This window comes from Amycolatopsis sulphurea, from assembly GCF_002564045.1.
In the GTDB taxonomy this organism is placed as follows: Bacteria; Actinomycetota; Actinomycetes; order Mycobacteriales; family Pseudonocardiaceae; genus Amycolatopsis; species Amycolatopsis sulphurea.
Window position 1 is genome coordinate 1,984,033 of sequence record NZ_PDJK01000002.1, and the last position, 14,608, is coordinate 1,998,640.

The 14,608-nt window shown below is 69.2% G+C and carries 15 protein-coding genes and 1 tRNA gene; 8 read left to right on the forward strand and 8 right to left on the reverse strand.

Going from position 1 to position 14,608, the window contains the following annotated elements; translation table 11 throughout:
* Positions 1 to 43: 43 nt before the first annotated feature.
* Positions 44 to 325 carry a DUF2277 domain-containing protein gene (locus tag ATK36_RS15270; protein ID WP_098512091.1) on the forward strand — a complete coding sequence of 94 codons (282 nt, stop codon included), beginning with the start codon at positions 44 to 46 and terminating at the stop codon, positions 323 to 325.
* A gap of 69 nt (positions 326 to 394) precedes the next feature.
* Here ATK36_RS15270 and ATK36_RS15275 read toward each other — a convergent pair.
* Both ATK36_RS15275 and ATK36_RS15280 read right to left on the reverse strand, forming a co-directional pair.
* Positions 395 to 482: transfer RNA gene (locus ATK36_RS15275), tRNA-Ser, on the reverse strand.
* A complete protein-coding gene (locus tag ATK36_RS15280; protein WP_098512093.1) occupies positions 446 to 976 on the reverse strand; it encodes a MarR family winged helix-turn-helix transcriptional regulator in 531 nt (176 codons plus the stop codon). Before ATK36_RS15280 ends, ATK36_RS15275 begins: the two co-directional genes overlap by 37 nt.
* A gap of 612 nt (positions 977 to 1,588) precedes the next feature.
* On the opposite strand from ATK36_RS15280, the gene ypfJ reads away from it, so the two are divergent.
* Positions 1,589 to 2,512 (forward strand): KPN_02809 family neutral zinc metallopeptidase, encoded by a 924-nt coding sequence (gene ypfJ / locus ATK36_RS15285; RefSeq protein ID WP_098512094.1) that lies wholly within the window; start codon positions 1,589 to 1,591, stop codon positions 2,510 to 2,512.
* Positions 2,513 to 2,547: 35 nt separating this feature from the next.
* Entirely contained in the window at positions 2,548 to 3,525 is a 978-nt protein-coding gene (locus ATK36_RS15290) for an NAD(P)H-quinone oxidoreductase (protein WP_098512096.1), read from the forward strand.
* A gap of 146 nt (positions 3,526 to 3,671) precedes the next feature.
* Here ATK36_RS15290 and ATK36_RS15295 read toward each other — a convergent pair whose 3' ends face one another.
* Entirely contained in the window at positions 3,672 to 4,871 is a 1,200-nt protein-coding gene (locus tag ATK36_RS15295; protein WP_098512098.1) for a cysteine desulfurase-like protein, read from the reverse strand.
* A gap of 115 nt (positions 4,872 to 4,986) precedes the next feature.
* On the opposite strand from ATK36_RS15295, the gene ATK36_RS15300 reads away from it, so the two are divergent.
* Positions 4,987 to 5,562, forward strand: a complete 576-nt coding sequence (locus tag ATK36_RS15300) for a bacterial proteasome activator family protein (RefSeq protein ID WP_098512099.1) — start codon at positions 4,987 to 4,989, stop codon at positions 5,560 to 5,562.
* Positions 5,563 to 5,796: 234 nt separating this feature from the next.
* On the opposite strand, the gene ATK36_RS15305 is transcribed toward ATK36_RS15300, so the two are convergent.
* Positions 5,797 to 7,050, reverse strand: coding sequence for a polysaccharide pyruvyl transferase family protein (locus tag ATK36_RS15305; protein ID WP_098512101.1), 1,254 nt, complete (start codon positions 7,048 to 7,050; stop codon positions 5,797 to 5,799).
* Positions 7,051 to 7,163: 113 nt separating this feature from the next.
* Between ATK36_RS15305 and wzm the strand changes: the two genes are divergently transcribed.
* From wzm to glfT1, 3 genes are read left to right on the forward strand one after another with little or no spacing between them, the layout of a single operon-like run.
* Positions 7,164 to 8,129, forward strand: a complete 966-nt coding sequence (wzm, locus tag ATK36_RS15310; RefSeq protein WP_098512102.1) for a galactan export ABC transporter permease subunit Wzm/RfbD — start codon at positions 7,164 to 7,166, stop codon at positions 8,127 to 8,129.
* A 3-nt stretch (positions 8,130 to 8,132) separates the two neighbouring features.
* Positions 8,133 to 8,948 (forward strand): galactan export ABC transporter ATP-binding subunit Wzt/RfbE, encoded by an 816-nt coding sequence (gene wzt, locus ATK36_RS15315; RefSeq protein WP_098512104.1) that lies wholly within the window; start codon positions 8,133 to 8,135, stop codon positions 8,946 to 8,948.
* Positions 8,948 to 9,856 carry a galactofuranosyltransferase GlfT1 gene (gene glfT1 / locus ATK36_RS15320; protein ID WP_170069746.1) on the forward strand — a complete coding sequence of 303 codons (909 nt, stop codon included), beginning with the start codon at positions 8,948 to 8,950 and terminating at the stop codon, positions 9,854 to 9,856. Before wzt ends, glfT1 begins: the two co-directional genes overlap by 1 nt.
* A gap of 16 nt (positions 9,857 to 9,872) precedes the next feature.
* Here the strand turns inward: glfT1 and ATK36_RS15325 are convergent, their stop codons facing one another.
* Genes ATK36_RS15325 through ATK36_RS15335 form a run of 3 tightly spaced genes read right to left on the reverse strand, consistent with a single transcriptional unit; the run spans position 9,873 to position 12,234 of the window.
* Positions 9,873 to 11,006: a hypothetical protein gene (locus ATK36_RS15325; protein ID WP_098512107.1), complete on the reverse strand. Its 1,134-nt coding sequence runs from the start codon at positions 11,004 to 11,006 to the stop codon at positions 9,873 to 9,875.
* A complete protein-coding gene (locus ATK36_RS15330) occupies positions 11,003 to 11,434 on the reverse strand; it encodes a hypothetical protein (RefSeq protein WP_098512108.1) in 432 nt (143 codons plus the stop codon). Before ATK36_RS15330 ends, ATK36_RS15325 begins: the two co-directional genes overlap by 4 nt.
* Before the next feature lie 32 nt (positions 11,435 to 11,466).
* The gene (locus ATK36_RS15335) at positions 11,467 to 12,234 is read right to left on the reverse strand and encodes an ESX secretion-associated protein EspG (protein WP_098512110.1); all 768 of its coding nucleotides are present in this window, start codon (positions 12,232 to 12,234) and stop codon (positions 11,467 to 11,469) included.
* Positions 12,235 to 12,366: 132 nt separating this feature from the next.
* On the opposite strand from ATK36_RS15335, the gene ATK36_RS15340 reads away from it, so the two are divergent.
* The gene (locus tag ATK36_RS15340; protein WP_098512111.1) at positions 12,367 to 12,609 is read left to right on the forward strand and encodes a hypothetical protein; all 243 of its coding nucleotides are present in this window, start codon (positions 12,367 to 12,369) and stop codon (positions 12,607 to 12,609) included.
* An 86-nt stretch (positions 12,610 to 12,695) separates the two neighbouring features.
* Here the strand turns inward: ATK36_RS15340 and ATK36_RS15345 are convergent, their stop codons facing one another.
* A complete protein-coding gene (locus ATK36_RS15345) occupies positions 12,696 to 14,606 on the reverse strand; it encodes a glycosyltransferase (RefSeq protein WP_098512113.1) in 1,911 nt (636 codons plus the stop codon).
* Between the last annotated feature and the right edge of the window lie 2 nt (positions 14,607 to 14,608).

The following is a 14,608-nucleotide window of genomic DNA, read 5'->3' on the forward strand; positions in this document are numbered from 1 at the left end:
GAGAGTGTGATGGGGGCTTCCGCAGAGTCGTACCCTGAACCACATGTGCCGAAACATCACCACCCTCCGCGGCCTGCAGCCCGCCGCGACCACGGAAGAGATCGAAGCCGCGGCACGCCAGTACGTGCGCAAGGTTTCCGGCGTGCAGTCCCTGTCGGAGGCCACCCGCGACCCGTTCGAAGAGGCGGTCGCGGAAATCGCCGCGATCACCACCCGCCTGCTCGACGAACTACCGCAACGCCGCCAGCCGCCGGCCACCGTTCCACCGCTGCGCCGCCCCGAGGTCCGCGCCCGGATGGCGTTGCGGGAACTGAAGAATCCCTGATCTCCCAAGCTCTTGCGGGCCGATACCCGGCCGCCCCCACACCCGGCGGACCGGGCCGGGGGCGGCGGCTGGCGGAAGCGGAGGGATTTGAACCCCCGGTAGGTTTCCCTACGGACGCTTTCAAGGCGTCTGCATTCGGCCGCTCTGCCACGCTTCCTCACCGGTCAGCGTATCGCGCCTGCCCTCGGCCTCGTCCAGGTGTTCGAGGACGCGGGTGAACACCGTGCCCACGGTGATCTGTTCCTGCGGGGTGAGCAGGTCGATCAGGTGCTCGCGAGCGCCGCGCACGTGCGTGGGGGCGGCTTGGGTGAGCAGCCGCCTGCCCGGCGTGGTCAGTTCGGTCAGCACGCCGCGCTTGTCGTCCGGGTCCGGGCGGCGGCGGACCAGGCCGGCCGCTTCCAGTTTGCTGATCTGGTGCGACAGCCTGCTCTTGGTCGAACCCAGCTGCGCGGCCAGGTCGGTCATTCTGGCCGGGTCGCCGACCGCGTCGAGGCAGACCAGCACCTCGTAGTCGACGAGGGAGATCGCGTGTGCCTCGGTCAGCTCACGATGCAACCGCTGCCGCAACCGTAGCGAAGCGACGATGTACGCCCGCCAAGCGTGCTGTTCGGGTCCGCGGAGCCAGCGCACGCCGGGGTGGTCGTCGATCATTCACGAAGCCTAGGCGTGCCAAGCATTTGCGACCGAACGTGGCCTCTTCCGGCAAACTTCGCCCGAAGGAGGGGTTACGGAAAGGTTGAGACTCGGCGCGAAGAAGCGCATCCTTCTTGTGAGCGGAGGGTGATTCGGGTACTGAAGCGCGCCGCAGGGGTACGCCGGCCCGGGTCGCCCACGTGGAGAGGCCAGGTGGTGGCATGGCAGGTGATCCCCGCGGTTGACCGCCCGCTGTGTACCCGCGGCCGGCACGGCCTCGATCCGGTTCGGTCGCGACTGTGAACAGCAGCAGGCAGGCACTAGCGGTGCGCCCGGCATCGATCACGCGCACCACGGCGTCGATCTGGCGCTGCTTCACTTCGCGGCCTCGGCACCGCGAAGGCATCGCCGGACGCCGGCCCGGCCGGTGGCCAACCGCCACTCGAAACCTCGGTAGTACCTGGGTGCGGCCCGCCAGAGCGCAGGGCCGCACCCAGTCTGCGTTTCCGGACCGCGGTTACTAGTCCGACCAAGTAGGCCGACCCCCACCCGGCACGTAACCGTTGCTACGAAGCCATTAGGCCGTGACTGTGGTCGGATTGGTAATGATCGGCACAGTAGGCTTTCGCCGTGCGATTCGACGACAACGCGGGACTCGACAGCTCCGAGGTCCAAGACCTGCGCGGCAGCGGCGGTGGCGGGATCGGCGGCCGGGTCGCCCTCGGCGGTGGCGGGCTCGGGCTGGTCGGGCTCGTCATCTACATCCTGATGTCCCAGTTCGGCGGCGCGAGCAGCACTCCGAACCCGGCCAGTGGCCCCGGGCTCGGCAGCGTCGGTTCCGGGCAGCAGGTGGACGCCACCACGCTCGCCCAGAAATGCCGCACCGGCGCGGACGCGAATCGCGACCACGACTGTGCGATCGTCGCCATCGTCAACTCGGTGCAGGACTACTGGACCCAGCAGTTCGCCCGCTCCAGCCAGACCTACCGCAAGGCCACCACGCGATTCTTCAACGGCGGCGTACGCACCGGCTGCGGCAGCGCCACTTCCGACACCGGCCCGTTCTACTGTCCTGCCGACTCGCACGTGTACATCGACCTGTCCTTCTTCAACGAGCTGAAGACCCGCTTCGGCGCCAAGGGCGGGCTGTTCACCGAGGCGTACGTGCTGGCCCACGAGTACGGCCACCACGTGCAGAACCTCACCGGCACGTCGAAGCGTGGCAACGGCAGCGGCCCGACCGGCGGTTCGGTGCGCCTGGAGCTGCAAGCCGACTGCTACGCCGGGGTCTGGGCCAACCACGCAAGCACAACGCCGACCGAATCCGGCAAACCGCTGGTGCAGGACGTCACGAAGGACGACATCTCCCGCGCGCTGGACACGGCCGCCCGGATCGGCGACGACTACATCCAGTCGAAGCTCGGCAGCGGCCACGTCAACGAATCGAGCTTCACGCACGGCACTTCCAAGCAGCGCGAGAAGTGGTTCACCACCGGGTTCCAGACCGGGCAACCGGCTCGCTGCAACACCTTCGGCACCAACGATCTCGGCTGAGCGCGAGCGGCGCGAAGCGGGTTACAGTCGGGCCCATGCAGGCGATCACGATCCGCGAACCCGGTGGCCCCGACGTGCTCGAATGGACCGAGGTGCCCGATCCGCGCCCCGGCCCCGGTGAGGTGCTGCTGGAGGTCGTCGCGAGCGCGGTGAACCGGGCCGATCTGCTGCAGCGGCAAGGAAACTACCCACCTCCGCCCGGTGCCAGCCAGGTCCTCGGCCTCGAATGCTCCGGCGTGATCGCGGAACTCGGCGAAGGCGTCGAAGGCTGGCAGGTCGGTGACGAGGTGTGCGCGCTGCTGGCCGGCGGCGGGTACGCCGAGAAGGCCACCGTGCCCGCCGGGCAACTGCTCCCGGTGCCCGGTGAGGTGGAGACGATCACCGCGGCCGGGCTGCCCGAAGTTGCCTGCACCGTATGGGCAAACGTGGTGATGCACGCCGGTCTCCGCGAGGGTCAGGTCCTGCTGGTGCACGGTGGCGCGGGCGGGATCGGCACGCACGCCATCCAGGTCGGCAAGGCGCTCGGCGCGACCGTCGCGGTCACCGCGGGTTCGCCGGAGCGGCTGGAGAGCTGCCGCCAGCTCGGTGCGGACGTGGTGATCAACTACAAGGAGCAGGACTTCGTCGAGGTACTGCGGGCCGAAACGAACGGCGCCGACGTCATTCTCGACAACATGGGCGCGAAATACCTCGACCGCAACATCGACGCACTCGCCATGGACGGGCGGCTCGTCGTGATCGGCATGCAGGGCGGGGTGAAGGGCGAGCTGAACCTGGGCAAGCTGATCGGCAAACGCGCCGGCGTGTACGCGGCGGGGCTGCGATTCCGTCCGCTGGAACAGAAGGCAGCGATCGTCGCCGAGGTGCGGGAGCGGCTGTGGCCGCTGGTCGAGCAAGGTTCGGTGGCGCCGGTGGTCGGCCAGGTCGTGCCGATGGCCGAGGCCGCTTCCGCGCATCGGATGCTCGAAGAGGGCACCGTGTTCGGCAAGGTCCTGCTCGCCGCCAAGTCCTGAGCTGTGAAGGGCCCCTTGACAGCCTCAGAGTCCAGGGTGTCGGCAAAGTCGGCGTGAGGGCCCTGCGCCGACCGCGGAAGTCCGTGAAGGTCTGTGAAGGGCCCCTTCACGGACTCTGAGTCCGTGAAGGGGCCCTTCACAGCCTTTCAGCGAAGCTCTTCGAGGACCCGTACCAGCTGGTTGACCTCGAAGACGTTCGAGTAGTGCGCGAGCCCGATCCGCACCGCGCCGCCGACCTCGGCGACTCCCAGCGACGCGAACACGCCGCCGGAGCCGTCGTCGGCGAACGCGCACAGGCCCTGGGAAGCCAGGTACTCCGAGATCTCCGGCGCCTTCTTGTTCGCGACGGTGAACGCGAGCGAAGGGATCCGGCGCATCGCGTCGCCGATCACCATCACGTGCCGGAGCGAGCGCAGCTCGGTGGACAGCTGCGCGAGCAGTCCCGCTTGGTACGACTTGGCCGAGCCCAGCGAGGTCACCAGCCGCTCGCGGCGGGAACCGGTCGCCGCGTCGTCCAGCCCGGCCAGGTAGTCGATCGACGCGACGAGCCCGGCCAGCAGCGGGTACGGGTGCGCGCCGAGCTCCAGCCGGGCCGCGCCGCGCGCGTTCGGCTCAAGCGAGACCGAGGAGATGCGCTCCAGCAGCTCCGGGTCGCGGAACACCAGCGCGCCCACCGCCGGCCCGCCCCACGCCTGCGCGGACACGACCATTACGTCCGCGCCCAGCTCCTGCAGGTCCAGGGGGACGAACGGGGCCGCGTAAGTGGCGTCGACCACGACCAGCGCACCCACTCGCTTGGCGAACTCGATCACCGTCGGCACGTCCGGGCGGGTACCCACCGAACCGGAGGCCAGCGTGACCGCGACCGCCTTGGTCCGCGCGGACACCAGGTTCTCGTACTGCCAGGCGGGCAGCTCGCAGGTCTCGATGTCGATCTCGCCCCAGCGCACCACGGCCCCGACGCGCTTCGCGGCCCGGCGCCACGGCGCGATGTTGGCCTCTTCGTCCAACCGGGACACGACCACTTCGTCGCCGATCGTCCAGCGCTCGGCCAGCGCGTCGACCAGGCGGCGCAGCAGCACCGAGGAACTCGGCCCGAGCACCACCGTGGCCGGATCGGCCCCGACCAGATCGGCCACCGCCCGCCGCGCCGCGGTGACGATGCTCTCCGCGCGCTGGGAGGCCGGGAAGGCACCGCCCGGCCCAGAGACCGGGGCCCGCATCGCGGTGGAGACCGCGGAGGCGACCTGCTCCGGTACCAGCATCCCGACGGCGCCGTCGAAGTGGATCCAGCCGTCCCCCAGTGCGGGGAACAGTCCGCGGATACGAGCGACGTCGAACGCCATGGAGCACACCGTACGGACGTGCGGTTTCCCGGTCACCGCGGGGTTGGGCAGAACTGCACCCGATACCCGGAAGCCGCTACCCTCGGACACGAAACGGACACCTCAGTTGACGGGGATGGAGCACATGAGCGAGCCGAACTTCCGGACTTCGGGCGCAGGCGGTGACGATTCGGCACCGCACGTGATGGTCGTAGGTCCGGACGGAGTTCCGGTCGGCACCACACCGGTGACCCCTGAGGGTGAACCCGCCGACGCGGTTGGCGACCTGGTCGAGGAACCGGCCAAGGTGATGCGCATCGGCACCATGATCAAGCAGTTGCTGGAGGAGGTCCGCGCGGCACCGCTGGACGACGCCAGCCGGGACCGGGTCCGCGAGATCCACCAGACCTCGGTGCGCGAGCTGGAGGAGGCGCTGGCCCCGGAGCTGCGCGAGGAGCTGGAACGGCTGGTCCGCCCGTTCACCGACGACCGCACGCCCTCCGACGCCGAGCTGCGGATCGCGCAGGCCCAGCTGGTCGGCTGGCTGGAGGGCCTGTTCCACGGCATCCAGACAGCCCTGTTCGCCCAGCAGATGGCGGCCCGGGTCCAGCTGGAGCAGATGCGCCGCGGCCTGCCCGCGGGGCCCTCGGGCATGGTGCCGGGGCGGCCCGGCGAGGGGCCGGGGATCAGCGGGACCGGGCAGTACCTCTGAACCCGGTTCGCCGCGCGCAAGGAAATGCCGATCCGGCGAACGGACGCCTGGTCGAAAACCGCTGGGCGCACAGTTCGGCACCCCTGCCGGAAACGGCGCCGGAATGCACCGGGTCCGCCTGAGCCGGTGGTGACGCGCACCGATTCCGGCGACGGAAACCGCGGATTCTCCGGGTACTGCCGGGCCTTCACACCCCGGCAGTACCCGGCGCGGATTTCCGGGCGGCGAACCGGGCTACGCGCGCCAGCGCCTCGACCACCGGGCCCGCGCCGACGGTTCGGGCGCCGGCGGTTCAGGCTGGGGCGCTTCCGGTTCCGGCACCGGGCGGACGACCGGCGCGTAGACCTGCGCCGCCAGTACTCGCTTCGAGCTTCTGAACTGGTCCAGCAGTTCCGGACGGTAACCGCCGGCGGTCGGGCGTTCCGGGACCTGGGACAGGTCCTCCAGCAGCGTCCAGTTCGACCCCAGCGCTTCGAGCGACCGGTGCTTCGTCGCGTAGTAGTCCGGGTGGATCGAGACCGCGACACCCGACGCACCGGCGGCCGCGGCGAGCATGTGCAGGTGGAAGCGGGTGGAGATCCAGGTCTGGTGCGGGGCCGCGGGCAGCCCGTGCGTCCAGATGTGCGAGAAGGGGTAGAACCGCGCGCCGGGCAGCTCTCGTTCGAACAGCGCGAACACTTCCCGGTCGACCCGCGGGACGCCTTCCACGACACCCACCTTGTGCCCCGGCACCTTCCAGGCCCGCAGCATCGCGAGCACCGCACCGGCCAGCGCCCCGACGCCCACTTCGACCAGATCCGACTGCAGGCACAGCATGACCTCGGGCAGGTCTTCGGCAGCCTCGTACTGCTCGGGGCGCAGCGCCAGGAACGCGTCGTCGAGACCGGTCTGCACGCCCAGCAGCTCGGCGGACGCATCGTCGCGCACGTCGACCACCTCGAAGTGATCGGTCAGCGCGCGCACCAGCGGTATCACGTCGTCACAGACCGGCAGCAGCCCGTGCCCGGTCATCGCGGCCCGGCCGCCCGAACGCTCGACGGTCGCCGCGGCACCCGCGAGCAGACCGATCTGTTTCGGCCACAGTTTGTTGATGTAGCCGCCGCCGACCACGTGAATCACATCCACCCGCGACAGCAATTCGATGCCGTGGTGCAGCCTCGGCATCATGCCGGGATTGTGCACGGCTTCGCGCACCCAAGCGGCGGCGCGCCACGGATCCTCGTCCGGCGCCTCCCAGCACAGCCGCCACAGCGTGTCGGTGAATTTCGCCCGTGGGTGCAGGCCGTCCAGCAGAACGGTGGCCGGGCCGGGAGAGTGGGTATCGACCCACACATCGGCTTCCGGTGCCGTTTCGGCGAGGTATCGCAGCCAGCCGGCCGTGATGAGTTCGTCGCCGTAGTTGGGGTGACCAACGGGGGCGACCAAGTAGTAGAGCGGGCGCGAATCGGTGGACTGCGGCAATCCGGTCCTGCTTTCAGAGGCCGACATCACTTCATCTTAACGACGTGCCCCGGCAACGAATTCGAGGGACTCCCGCGCCACGCCGGGACAATCGACGGGCCGGACAGGGCCCGGCCCGTCCCATCGGTACCCTCGTCCACGTGCATGCCACCAGCACGGTTCACGCAGCCGAACCCGAGGTTTCGACGCAGGCTCCGCCTTCGTCGGACCGTAAGACCTTCTCCAGGGCGATAGCCGACCTCAAGGAGGGCCTCGCAGCCCGCGAGCTGTGGACCCACCTGGGCTGGCAGGACATCCGGCAGCGGTACCGCCGCTCGGTGATCGGGCCGTTCTGGATCACCATCAGCCAGGGCGTCATCGCGCTCGGGCTGGGACTGCTGTACTCGCAGCTGTTCCACACGCCGATCCAGGTGTTCCTGCCCTACCTCTCCACCGGCTTCATCATCTGGGGCTTCATCCAGGGCTGCCTGACCGAGGGCATGGAGACGTTCATCGCGAACGAGGGGATGATCAAACAGCTCCCCGCGCCGCTGAGTGTCTATGTGCTGCGCACGGTCTGGCGCCAGACCTTGCTGCTCGCGCACAACATGATCGTCTACGTGGTGCTGCTGATCATCTTCTTCAGCGCGCTGGACGACCCGTACTCGCTTGGTACCAAGGAAGGCTTCCCGGACGGCGCGTGCGCGCCCGGCCTGTTCTGCCATCCCGGGCTGAGCTGGAGCATTCTCCTCGCGATCCCCGGTTTCGTGCTGCTCGCGCTGACCGCGGGCTGGGCCTCGCTGCTGCTGGGCATCATCTCCACCCGGTTCCGCGACATCCCGCAGGTGATCAATTCCCTGGTGCAGCTGCTGTTCTACGGCACGCCGATCGTCTGGCCGGTGGACCAGCTGCTCAACGGCGGTTCGCGATCGGGTGTGTCCTGGGCACTGCCGTTCATCAAGGCGAACCCGCTGTACCACTACATGCAGGTGACCCGCTCCCCGCTGATCGGCCAGTCGGTCGCCTGGACCAGCTGGGTGGTGGTCGGCTCGATCACCGTCGTCGGCTGGGGGCTCGCGCTCGTCGCCATGCGCAATTACCGCTCCCGCGTCTCGTATTGGGTGTGACACATGGTCAGCATTGACGTCTACAACGCTTACGTCGATTTCCCGATCTTCGACGCGAAGACGCGGTCGATGAAGAAGCGGGTGCTCGGCAAGGTCGGCGGCCGGATCGGCACCGACCAGAAGGTGCCGATCATCGAGGCACTGCACGACGTGTCGATCAGCCTGCGCGAGGGCGACCGGGTCGGCCTGGTCGGGCACAACGGCGCGGGCAAGTCCACGCTGCTGCGGCTGCTCGCCGGGATCTACGAGCCCACCCGCGGTTCCTCGCGGATCCAGGGCCGGATCGCGCCGGTGTTCGACCTCGGCATCGGCATGGACCCGGAGATCTCCGGGGTGGAGAACATCATCATCCGCGGGCTGTTCCTCGGCATGAGTGCCAAGGAAATGGAGAAGCGGGTGGACGACATCGCGGAGTTCACCGAACTCGGCGACTACCTGCAGATGCCGCTGCGCACCTACTCCACCGGCATGCGGGTGCGGCTCGCGCTCGGCGTGGTCACCTCGATCGACCCGGAGATCCTGATCCTCGACGAGGGCATCGGCGCGGTCGACGCGGCGTTCCTCAACAAGGCCCGGGACCGGCTCAAGGATCTGGTGAAGCGCTCCGGAATCCTGGTGTTCGCGAACCACTCCGACGAGTTCCTCATGGAGCTGTGCGATTCGGCCATCTGGATGGACGAGGGCCACGTGAAGCAGCACGGCTCGCTGCGCGAGGTGCTCACCGCCTACAAGGGCCGCGATCCGTACGAGAACATGAGCCAGGAAGGCCTCGAACGGCTCGGCGTCACCGCCGCGCCCACGACGAACGGCGGCGAATGATGACCAGCGAGACCCGGCAGCTGCCCGACGGTGCGGTCGTCGGCGTGGTGGTCACCCGGCACCGCCGGGAGCTGCTCGCGGACTCGCTGAAGATCATCGCCGCGCAGACCCGCCCGGTCGACCACCTCGTCGTGGTGGACAACGGCCCGGATCAGCCGGCCCGCGACGTGGTGGCGAACTATCCGCTGCCCGTCACGTACCTGCCCTCGCACCGGAATCTCGGCGGGGCAGGCGGATTCGCGCTCGGCATGCTGCACGCGCTCGCGCTCGGCGCGGAATGGGTGTGGCTGGCCGACGACGACGGCCGCCCGGCGGACGAGCACGTGCTGGCGATCCTGCTGGAGGAAGCCGAGAAGCGCGGGCTGGCCGAGATCTCCCCGGTGGTGGCGAACATCGACGCACCGGCGAAGCTGGCCTTCCCGCTGCGCCGCGGGCTGACCTGGAAGCGCTCGCCCGCCGAACTCGGCACGGACTTCCTGCCCGGCATCGCCTCGCTGATGAACGGCGCACTGTTCCGTGCGTCCACTTTGGACGTGACCGGGGTGCCGGATCTGCGGCTGTTCTTCCGCGGCGACGAGGTGGAACTGCACCGCAGGCTGGTCCGCTCCGGGCTGCCCTTCGGCACCTCGCTGCGTACCACCTATCTGCACCCGGACGGCTCGGACGAGTTCAAGCCGATGCTGGGCGGGAAGTTCCACGCGCAGGACCCGGAGAACGAGGTCAAGCGTTACTACACCTACCGCAACCGCGGTTTTCTGTTGTCCCAGCCGGGAATGCGCAAGATCGGCGCGCTGGAGGTACTGCGCTTCGGCCTGTACTTCGTCGGCGTGAAGCGCGATCCGAAGGCGTTCCTGCAGTGGCTGAAGCTGGTCCGCCAGGGCCGGGCGGAGCGGTTCTACCGCTACTGACGCCCGGCCCCACGGCTCACTCCCCGATCACCGGAGGGGCCGCGCTGCCCCGGCCGAACACGTCGTCCTCCTCCGGTTCGTCCATCTCCAGCAGGAAACCGGGCTGCGGATCGTCCTCATAGGACGGACGGCTGAGGCCACCCATCCCGGGGCGGGCCGGGGCGCCGCCCATGCCGGCCGCGGCCACCTCGGCCGAACCAGGGCCTGCGGCGTCCTGTCCGGGGCCGAATCCGCCGCCACGGCCGATCTTCGACTGGTGTTCCTCGTCGCCGCCGAAGCCACCGCCCATGCCCATGCCACCCATCGGCATCGCGCCCATGCCCATGCCCGCCGACGACGCGGCGCTGCCGGCACCCGGGTGCGCGGCAGGCGGGGTGTAACCGGCCGCGACGGTGGCCGCGTCCGGGGCCGGGGTCTGGACGGCACCGGTGTACGAGCCCGGACTGCTCACGCTCGGCGCCGACGCAACCCCGGCGCCCCCACCCACCGTGGCATGGCCGCTGATCGGCGCGGCCGGGGACGAGCTGTCCTGGTGCTGATCCGCGGACGGCATCGTCGGAATGCCTGATCCGCCCGAAGCAGCGGCAAATTTCGGCGGCTCGGCGAACGTCGGCTGCTTCGCAGCGGCCTGGTGCAACGACGAGTCGTAGTTCGACATCGTCTCGGCGGCCTGCTCGTGCGCGTTGCGGCTCTCGTTCTGTTTCTGCAGCGTCGAATCGATCGAGTCGCCGAGCCCCAGCGGACCGGCCTTGACCCACTTGTCGAACTCTTCGGACCAGTCGAACGGCACCGCGTCCGGCATGGTGTTCTTCGCGGTCTGCGCGGCGTGCCCCTGCTCTTCCAGCGACTGCGCGGCCACCTGCGCGTTCTGCGAGTTCGCGTCGGCCCATTCGCTGAGGTTCTCGAAGTACGCCTGCGCGCCGACAGCCGCGTCGCCGCCCCACGCGCCCTTCGACTTCTGTACGGCGCCCTTCAGCTGCGTCGCGAATTCTTCGAACGCCTTCTGCAGCTCCGTGTACGCCTGCGACAGCGAGGAGATCTGCGCGACGTCGAGGTTGCTCTCGACGAACGACTTGAGCTGCTGGTGGTCGTGGCCCAGGTAGTCCGCGTCGGACGGGACCAGCGCGTGCTGCGGGATCTGCGTGGTCATTCGGCGCCCTTCACGGTGCGGTGGGTGTCGATGGCCTGATCTTCGTTCTCGGTGTAGACACCGGCCGCGCGCGCGAGCGCTTCATCGGCTTCACTCAGCAGGCGGCCGAACTGGTCGAGTACGTCGGCAGCGGAGCCTTCCGTGTCAGCGCCGCTCTTGCGGTCGTGCTCGGCCACGGTGTGCCCGTACGGATGACTGCCCAGCTGTGGCGGGGACGCGAGCACCTGCAGCTTCGGGCGCAGCGCGCCCAGCCGCGTGACCATGTCGGTGAGTGCATTGCGCAAGTCGCCGAGCGCTTCGCCGTCGATGGTGAAGCCACCGGCTTTCGCGGCAGCGACCAGTTTGTGCGTTTGGGCGGCAGCTTCGGCGACGCCCTTGGCGTCCAGCCCGCCGGCCGCGAGCGCGTCGGTACCCGGAACAGAGCTCATACGCGGGAGTCTACTGACCGGCGAGGCCCGGGTCAGGCGTTTACGGAATAGCCTTCCAGCTGGGTGAACAACTGCTGGGCAATACGGGCATTGTCCGCAGGCGAATAGGTGAGCCAGCGGTCGCCGTCGCCGGAGTCACGGGTGCTGAGCAGATAACGGCCCGCTTCGGTGTCGAACCAGGCCAACGGCGGCAGCGCCCGCTCACGGCCGTTCTCATCGCGTACGTACATGCTGAACTCGCCCACGCCGAGCCGTGGCTTCTCGAAGATCCGCTCCGCGGCGCGCAACTGCGGGTTGTGCGTACGCGGAGCACTCACCCCGGCGAACGGGTCGTAGCTGTCGCCCTGGCGCTGCTTCTTCGCCGGGCGTACGACGGTGACCGACTGGCCAGGCGCCGCAGGCGTCAGCGGCAGCAGGTCGACGATCACCGGGACGATGTTGGTCGGCCGGACCTCCTCGAACGCGAACATCCCGCCGTCCTGGCGTACCAGCACCGCGTACTGCCCCGACGAGGCAACCCGCGCGAACAGCTGCTCGCCGTGCAGCTGCGCCGCTGCGGACACCGCGACCGCGGGCCGGGCGAAGGTGCGCAACGCCAGCGCGATGTCGTCGTCGAGCGAACCGCGACGAAGCAGGCCACGGCCGTCCAGGTCGCGGAAGACCGCGTCCCGGATCGCCGCGCGTTCCCCGGTGGTGATGCCGACGTGCGGCACTGTGAACGGCACCGGGGCCTGGCCGAGCCCCAGCTCGGCCAGGAGAAGATCGACTGCCGCCGGCGAAAGCGAAAACGAGTACGGCACGGCTCACCCTTGCTCATCCGTGGTTCGATCTCCCGCGGAGATCGTCGGGCACGTGTCCGAACGTACCGGCAACCGCTCCGCTGTGCGCGAACCTGCTTGCCGAGGGTGATCCGCCACTGCTGCCATGGAGGTATGGCAGATCCGAAACCGGCACTCGTCCTGCATCTGGCCGCGGGCGGCGAACCCCTGCTGTTCCCGCTCGCCGCCGACGAGGCGCCCACCGTCGAGGAAAAGATCCCCGATCTCCTGAGCCGGAGCGGCGTGCACTCGGTGCGCACCCGCGACGGCAACACGGTGTCGGTCAACTTCACCCACGTCGCCGCGGCCTACATCGACGATCTGAGCCGCAAGGGCAAGTTCGGCCTGTCCGTCTAGCGGCGGGCCAGAAAGCTGTGAAGGGGCCCTTCACGGACTCTGAGTCCGTGAAGGGCCCCTTCACAGCTTTTCCTGAAAGCGAGCGGTCAGAGCTCGTAGAGGCGCTGCCAGTTCTCCCGCGAGGTCAGCTCCGGCATCGCGCGCTTGTACTGCTCCTGCACGGCCAGGCCCTCCTTGCGGAGACGCTGGATGGTCTTGGCGCCGCGCTTGGCGAGCTCGAACATCTTGATCTTGTCGTAGCTGCGCACCCGCACGCCTTCCTGCGAGGCGTCGGTGACCACGACCGTGTCGAACAGCGCGATGTGCCACCAGTGCGCCTCGTCGACCGGCACCGCGCCGAGGCCGAACCGGCTCCGGCCGAGCACGCGGTCGAGCACCCGCTTGATCAGCACCAGGCGCTGCATGCTCGGCCGCGGCGCGCTGTTGATGATGCCGATGTCGTTCGACGCGATACCCGGCACGTCGGTGGCCTTGTGCCGCTTGGTCTCCGGGTACTGGTCACGGATCCGGCGGATCTCCTTCATCGCCGCGACCCCGCCGTCACGCAGGACCTCAGGACCCTCCAGGAAGTCTTCGACCGCCTTGATCAGGGTCGCGGACAGCCCGTACTGCATGCCCAGCAGGTACCGCACCAGCTGCGCCAGCAGCACCCGGGAGAGCAGGTTCAGGTTGAACGGCGAGTGCAGCGCCGCGGTGATGATCGAGTTACGCAGGTTGAAGTACCGGTGCCACTCGTCCCAGTCCTTCCAGTGGAAGTCCGCGTGCCACACGCCGGCGCCCGGCAGGGTCACCGTGGGGAAGCCGTACTCGCGCGCCCGGTAGGAGTACTCCGCGTCGTCCCACTGGAAGAAGAACGGCATCGGGTAACCGATGGCCTTCACGACCTCGTACGGGATCAGGCAGGACCACCAGCCGTTGTACCCGGCGTCGAGCCGGCGCTCCTGCCGGTTGGGGGCCCCGGTCTCCTCGTCCACGCCGAGCAGGTCCGCGGTGGTCAGCGAGTGCTGCACCGGCTGCCCCGGCTCCAGCGTGTTCAGCCGGGCGTACTCGGCGCCGACGTGCAGCTGGTTCGGGTGCAGCAGGTTGAGCATCTGGCCGCCGACGATGATCGGGTTCGCGGTGCGGTTGGAGAACGCCGTCATCCGCACCACGAGGTCCGGCTCCAGCAGCACGTCGTCGTCCATGAACAGCACGTTCGCGTGCTCGGTGGCGGTGTGCCCGGCAACCTCGTACAGGCCGCGGGTGAAGCCGCCCGCGCCGCCGAGGTTGGGCTGCTTGATGTAGTGCAGCTTGTCGCCGAGGTCCTTGACGACCTGCGCGAAGCCGTCCCGCGACTCGACCAGGTCGGTGCCCTGGTCGGCGACGTAGATGGCGTCCAGGGTGTCGAGGGAGTGCACGTCCGCGGCGAGCGCCTGGAGGTTCTTCAGGCAGTCGTCGGCGCGGTTCATGGTGCAGATGGTGACCGCGGTCGGGCGGATCTTCTCCGGCGCGTCCACGGTCCAGCGGGCCTGCTCGACGCGCAGTGTCTGGCCGCCCTCGGTCTCCAGGTCGAGCCACAGGGCGCCGCCGTCGTGGAACTTGTCCAGCTTCGCGGTGAGCGCGACCTTGCGGCCCTGCGCGCCGGACACCTGCTCGGCGGCCACCACCCGCGCGTCGCCCTCCAGGTCGGAGGCGCCCACCGAGAGCAGCCCGTCCCCGCTCACCACGGCCTCGAGGGAGACCTCGGTCGCGGTCGTCCAGCGCTGCCAGTACGAGGCGGGGAACCGGCCGAAGTAGGTGTTGCCGGTGACCTTCGCGGACGGCTCCAGCGACACGCTCCCGCGCTCACGCAGTGCGTTGCCCTGCTCGACCTCGGCGTAGAGGTCCTTGCTGACGATCGGCGCCGGACCGGCGAACAGCCACCGCTGGGCCGTCAGCCGGCCCTGGGGTGCGTGCTCGGCGAACCGCGTCTCGCCCGCGGGGGCGGTCTCGGCGACCGGGGCTGCTTTACCGGGCATCG

Excerpts from the sequence above, each read along its gene's own strand:
- ATK36_RS15325 (WP_098512107.1), bottom strand. The coding sequence starts at position 11,006 with ATGACCACGCAGATCCCGCAGCACGCGCTGGTCCCGTCCGACGCGGAC.
- ATK36_RS15340 (WP_098512111.1), top strand. The coding sequence starts at position 12,367 with ATGGCAGATCCGAAACCGGCACTCGTCCTGCATCTGGCCGCGGGCGGC.
- ATK36_RS15270 (WP_098512091.1), top strand. The coding sequence starts at position 44 with ATGTGCCGAAACATCACCACCCTCCGCGGCCTGCAGCCCGCCGCGACC.
- ATK36_RS15330 (WP_098512108.1), bottom strand. The coding sequence starts at position 11,434 with ATGAGCTCTGTTCCGGGTACCGACGCGCTCGCGGCCGGCGGGCTGGAC.
- ATK36_RS15300 (WP_098512099.1), top strand. The coding sequence starts at position 4,987 with ATGGAGCACATGAGCGAGCCGAACTTCCGGACTTCGGGCGCAGGCGGT.
- ATK36_RS15290 (WP_098512096.1), top strand. The coding sequence starts at position 2,548 with ATGCAGGCGATCACGATCCGCGAACCCGGTGGCCCCGACGTGCTCGAA.
- glfT1 (WP_170069746.1), top strand. The coding sequence starts at position 8,948 with ATGACCAGCGAGACCCGGCAGCTGCCCGACGGTGCGGTCGTCGGCGTG.
- ATK36_RS15345 (WP_098512113.1), bottom strand. The coding sequence starts at position 14,606 with ATGCCCGGTAAAGCAGCCCCGGTCGCCGAGACCGCCCCCGCGGGCGAG.
- wzt (WP_098512104.1), top strand. The coding sequence starts at position 8,133 with ATGGTCAGCATTGACGTCTACAACGCTTACGTCGATTTCCCGATCTTC.
- ATK36_RS15295 (WP_098512098.1), bottom strand. The coding sequence starts at position 4,871 with ATGGCGTTCGACGTCGCTCGTATCCGCGGACTGTTCCCCGCACTGGGG.
- ATK36_RS15280 (WP_098512093.1), bottom strand. The coding sequence starts at position 976 with ATGATCGACGACCACCCCGGCGTGCGCTGGCTCCGCGGACCCGAACAG.
- ATK36_RS15305 (WP_098512101.1), bottom strand. The coding sequence starts at position 7,050 with ATGTCGGCCTCTGAAAGCAGGACCGGATTGCCGCAGTCCACCGATTCG.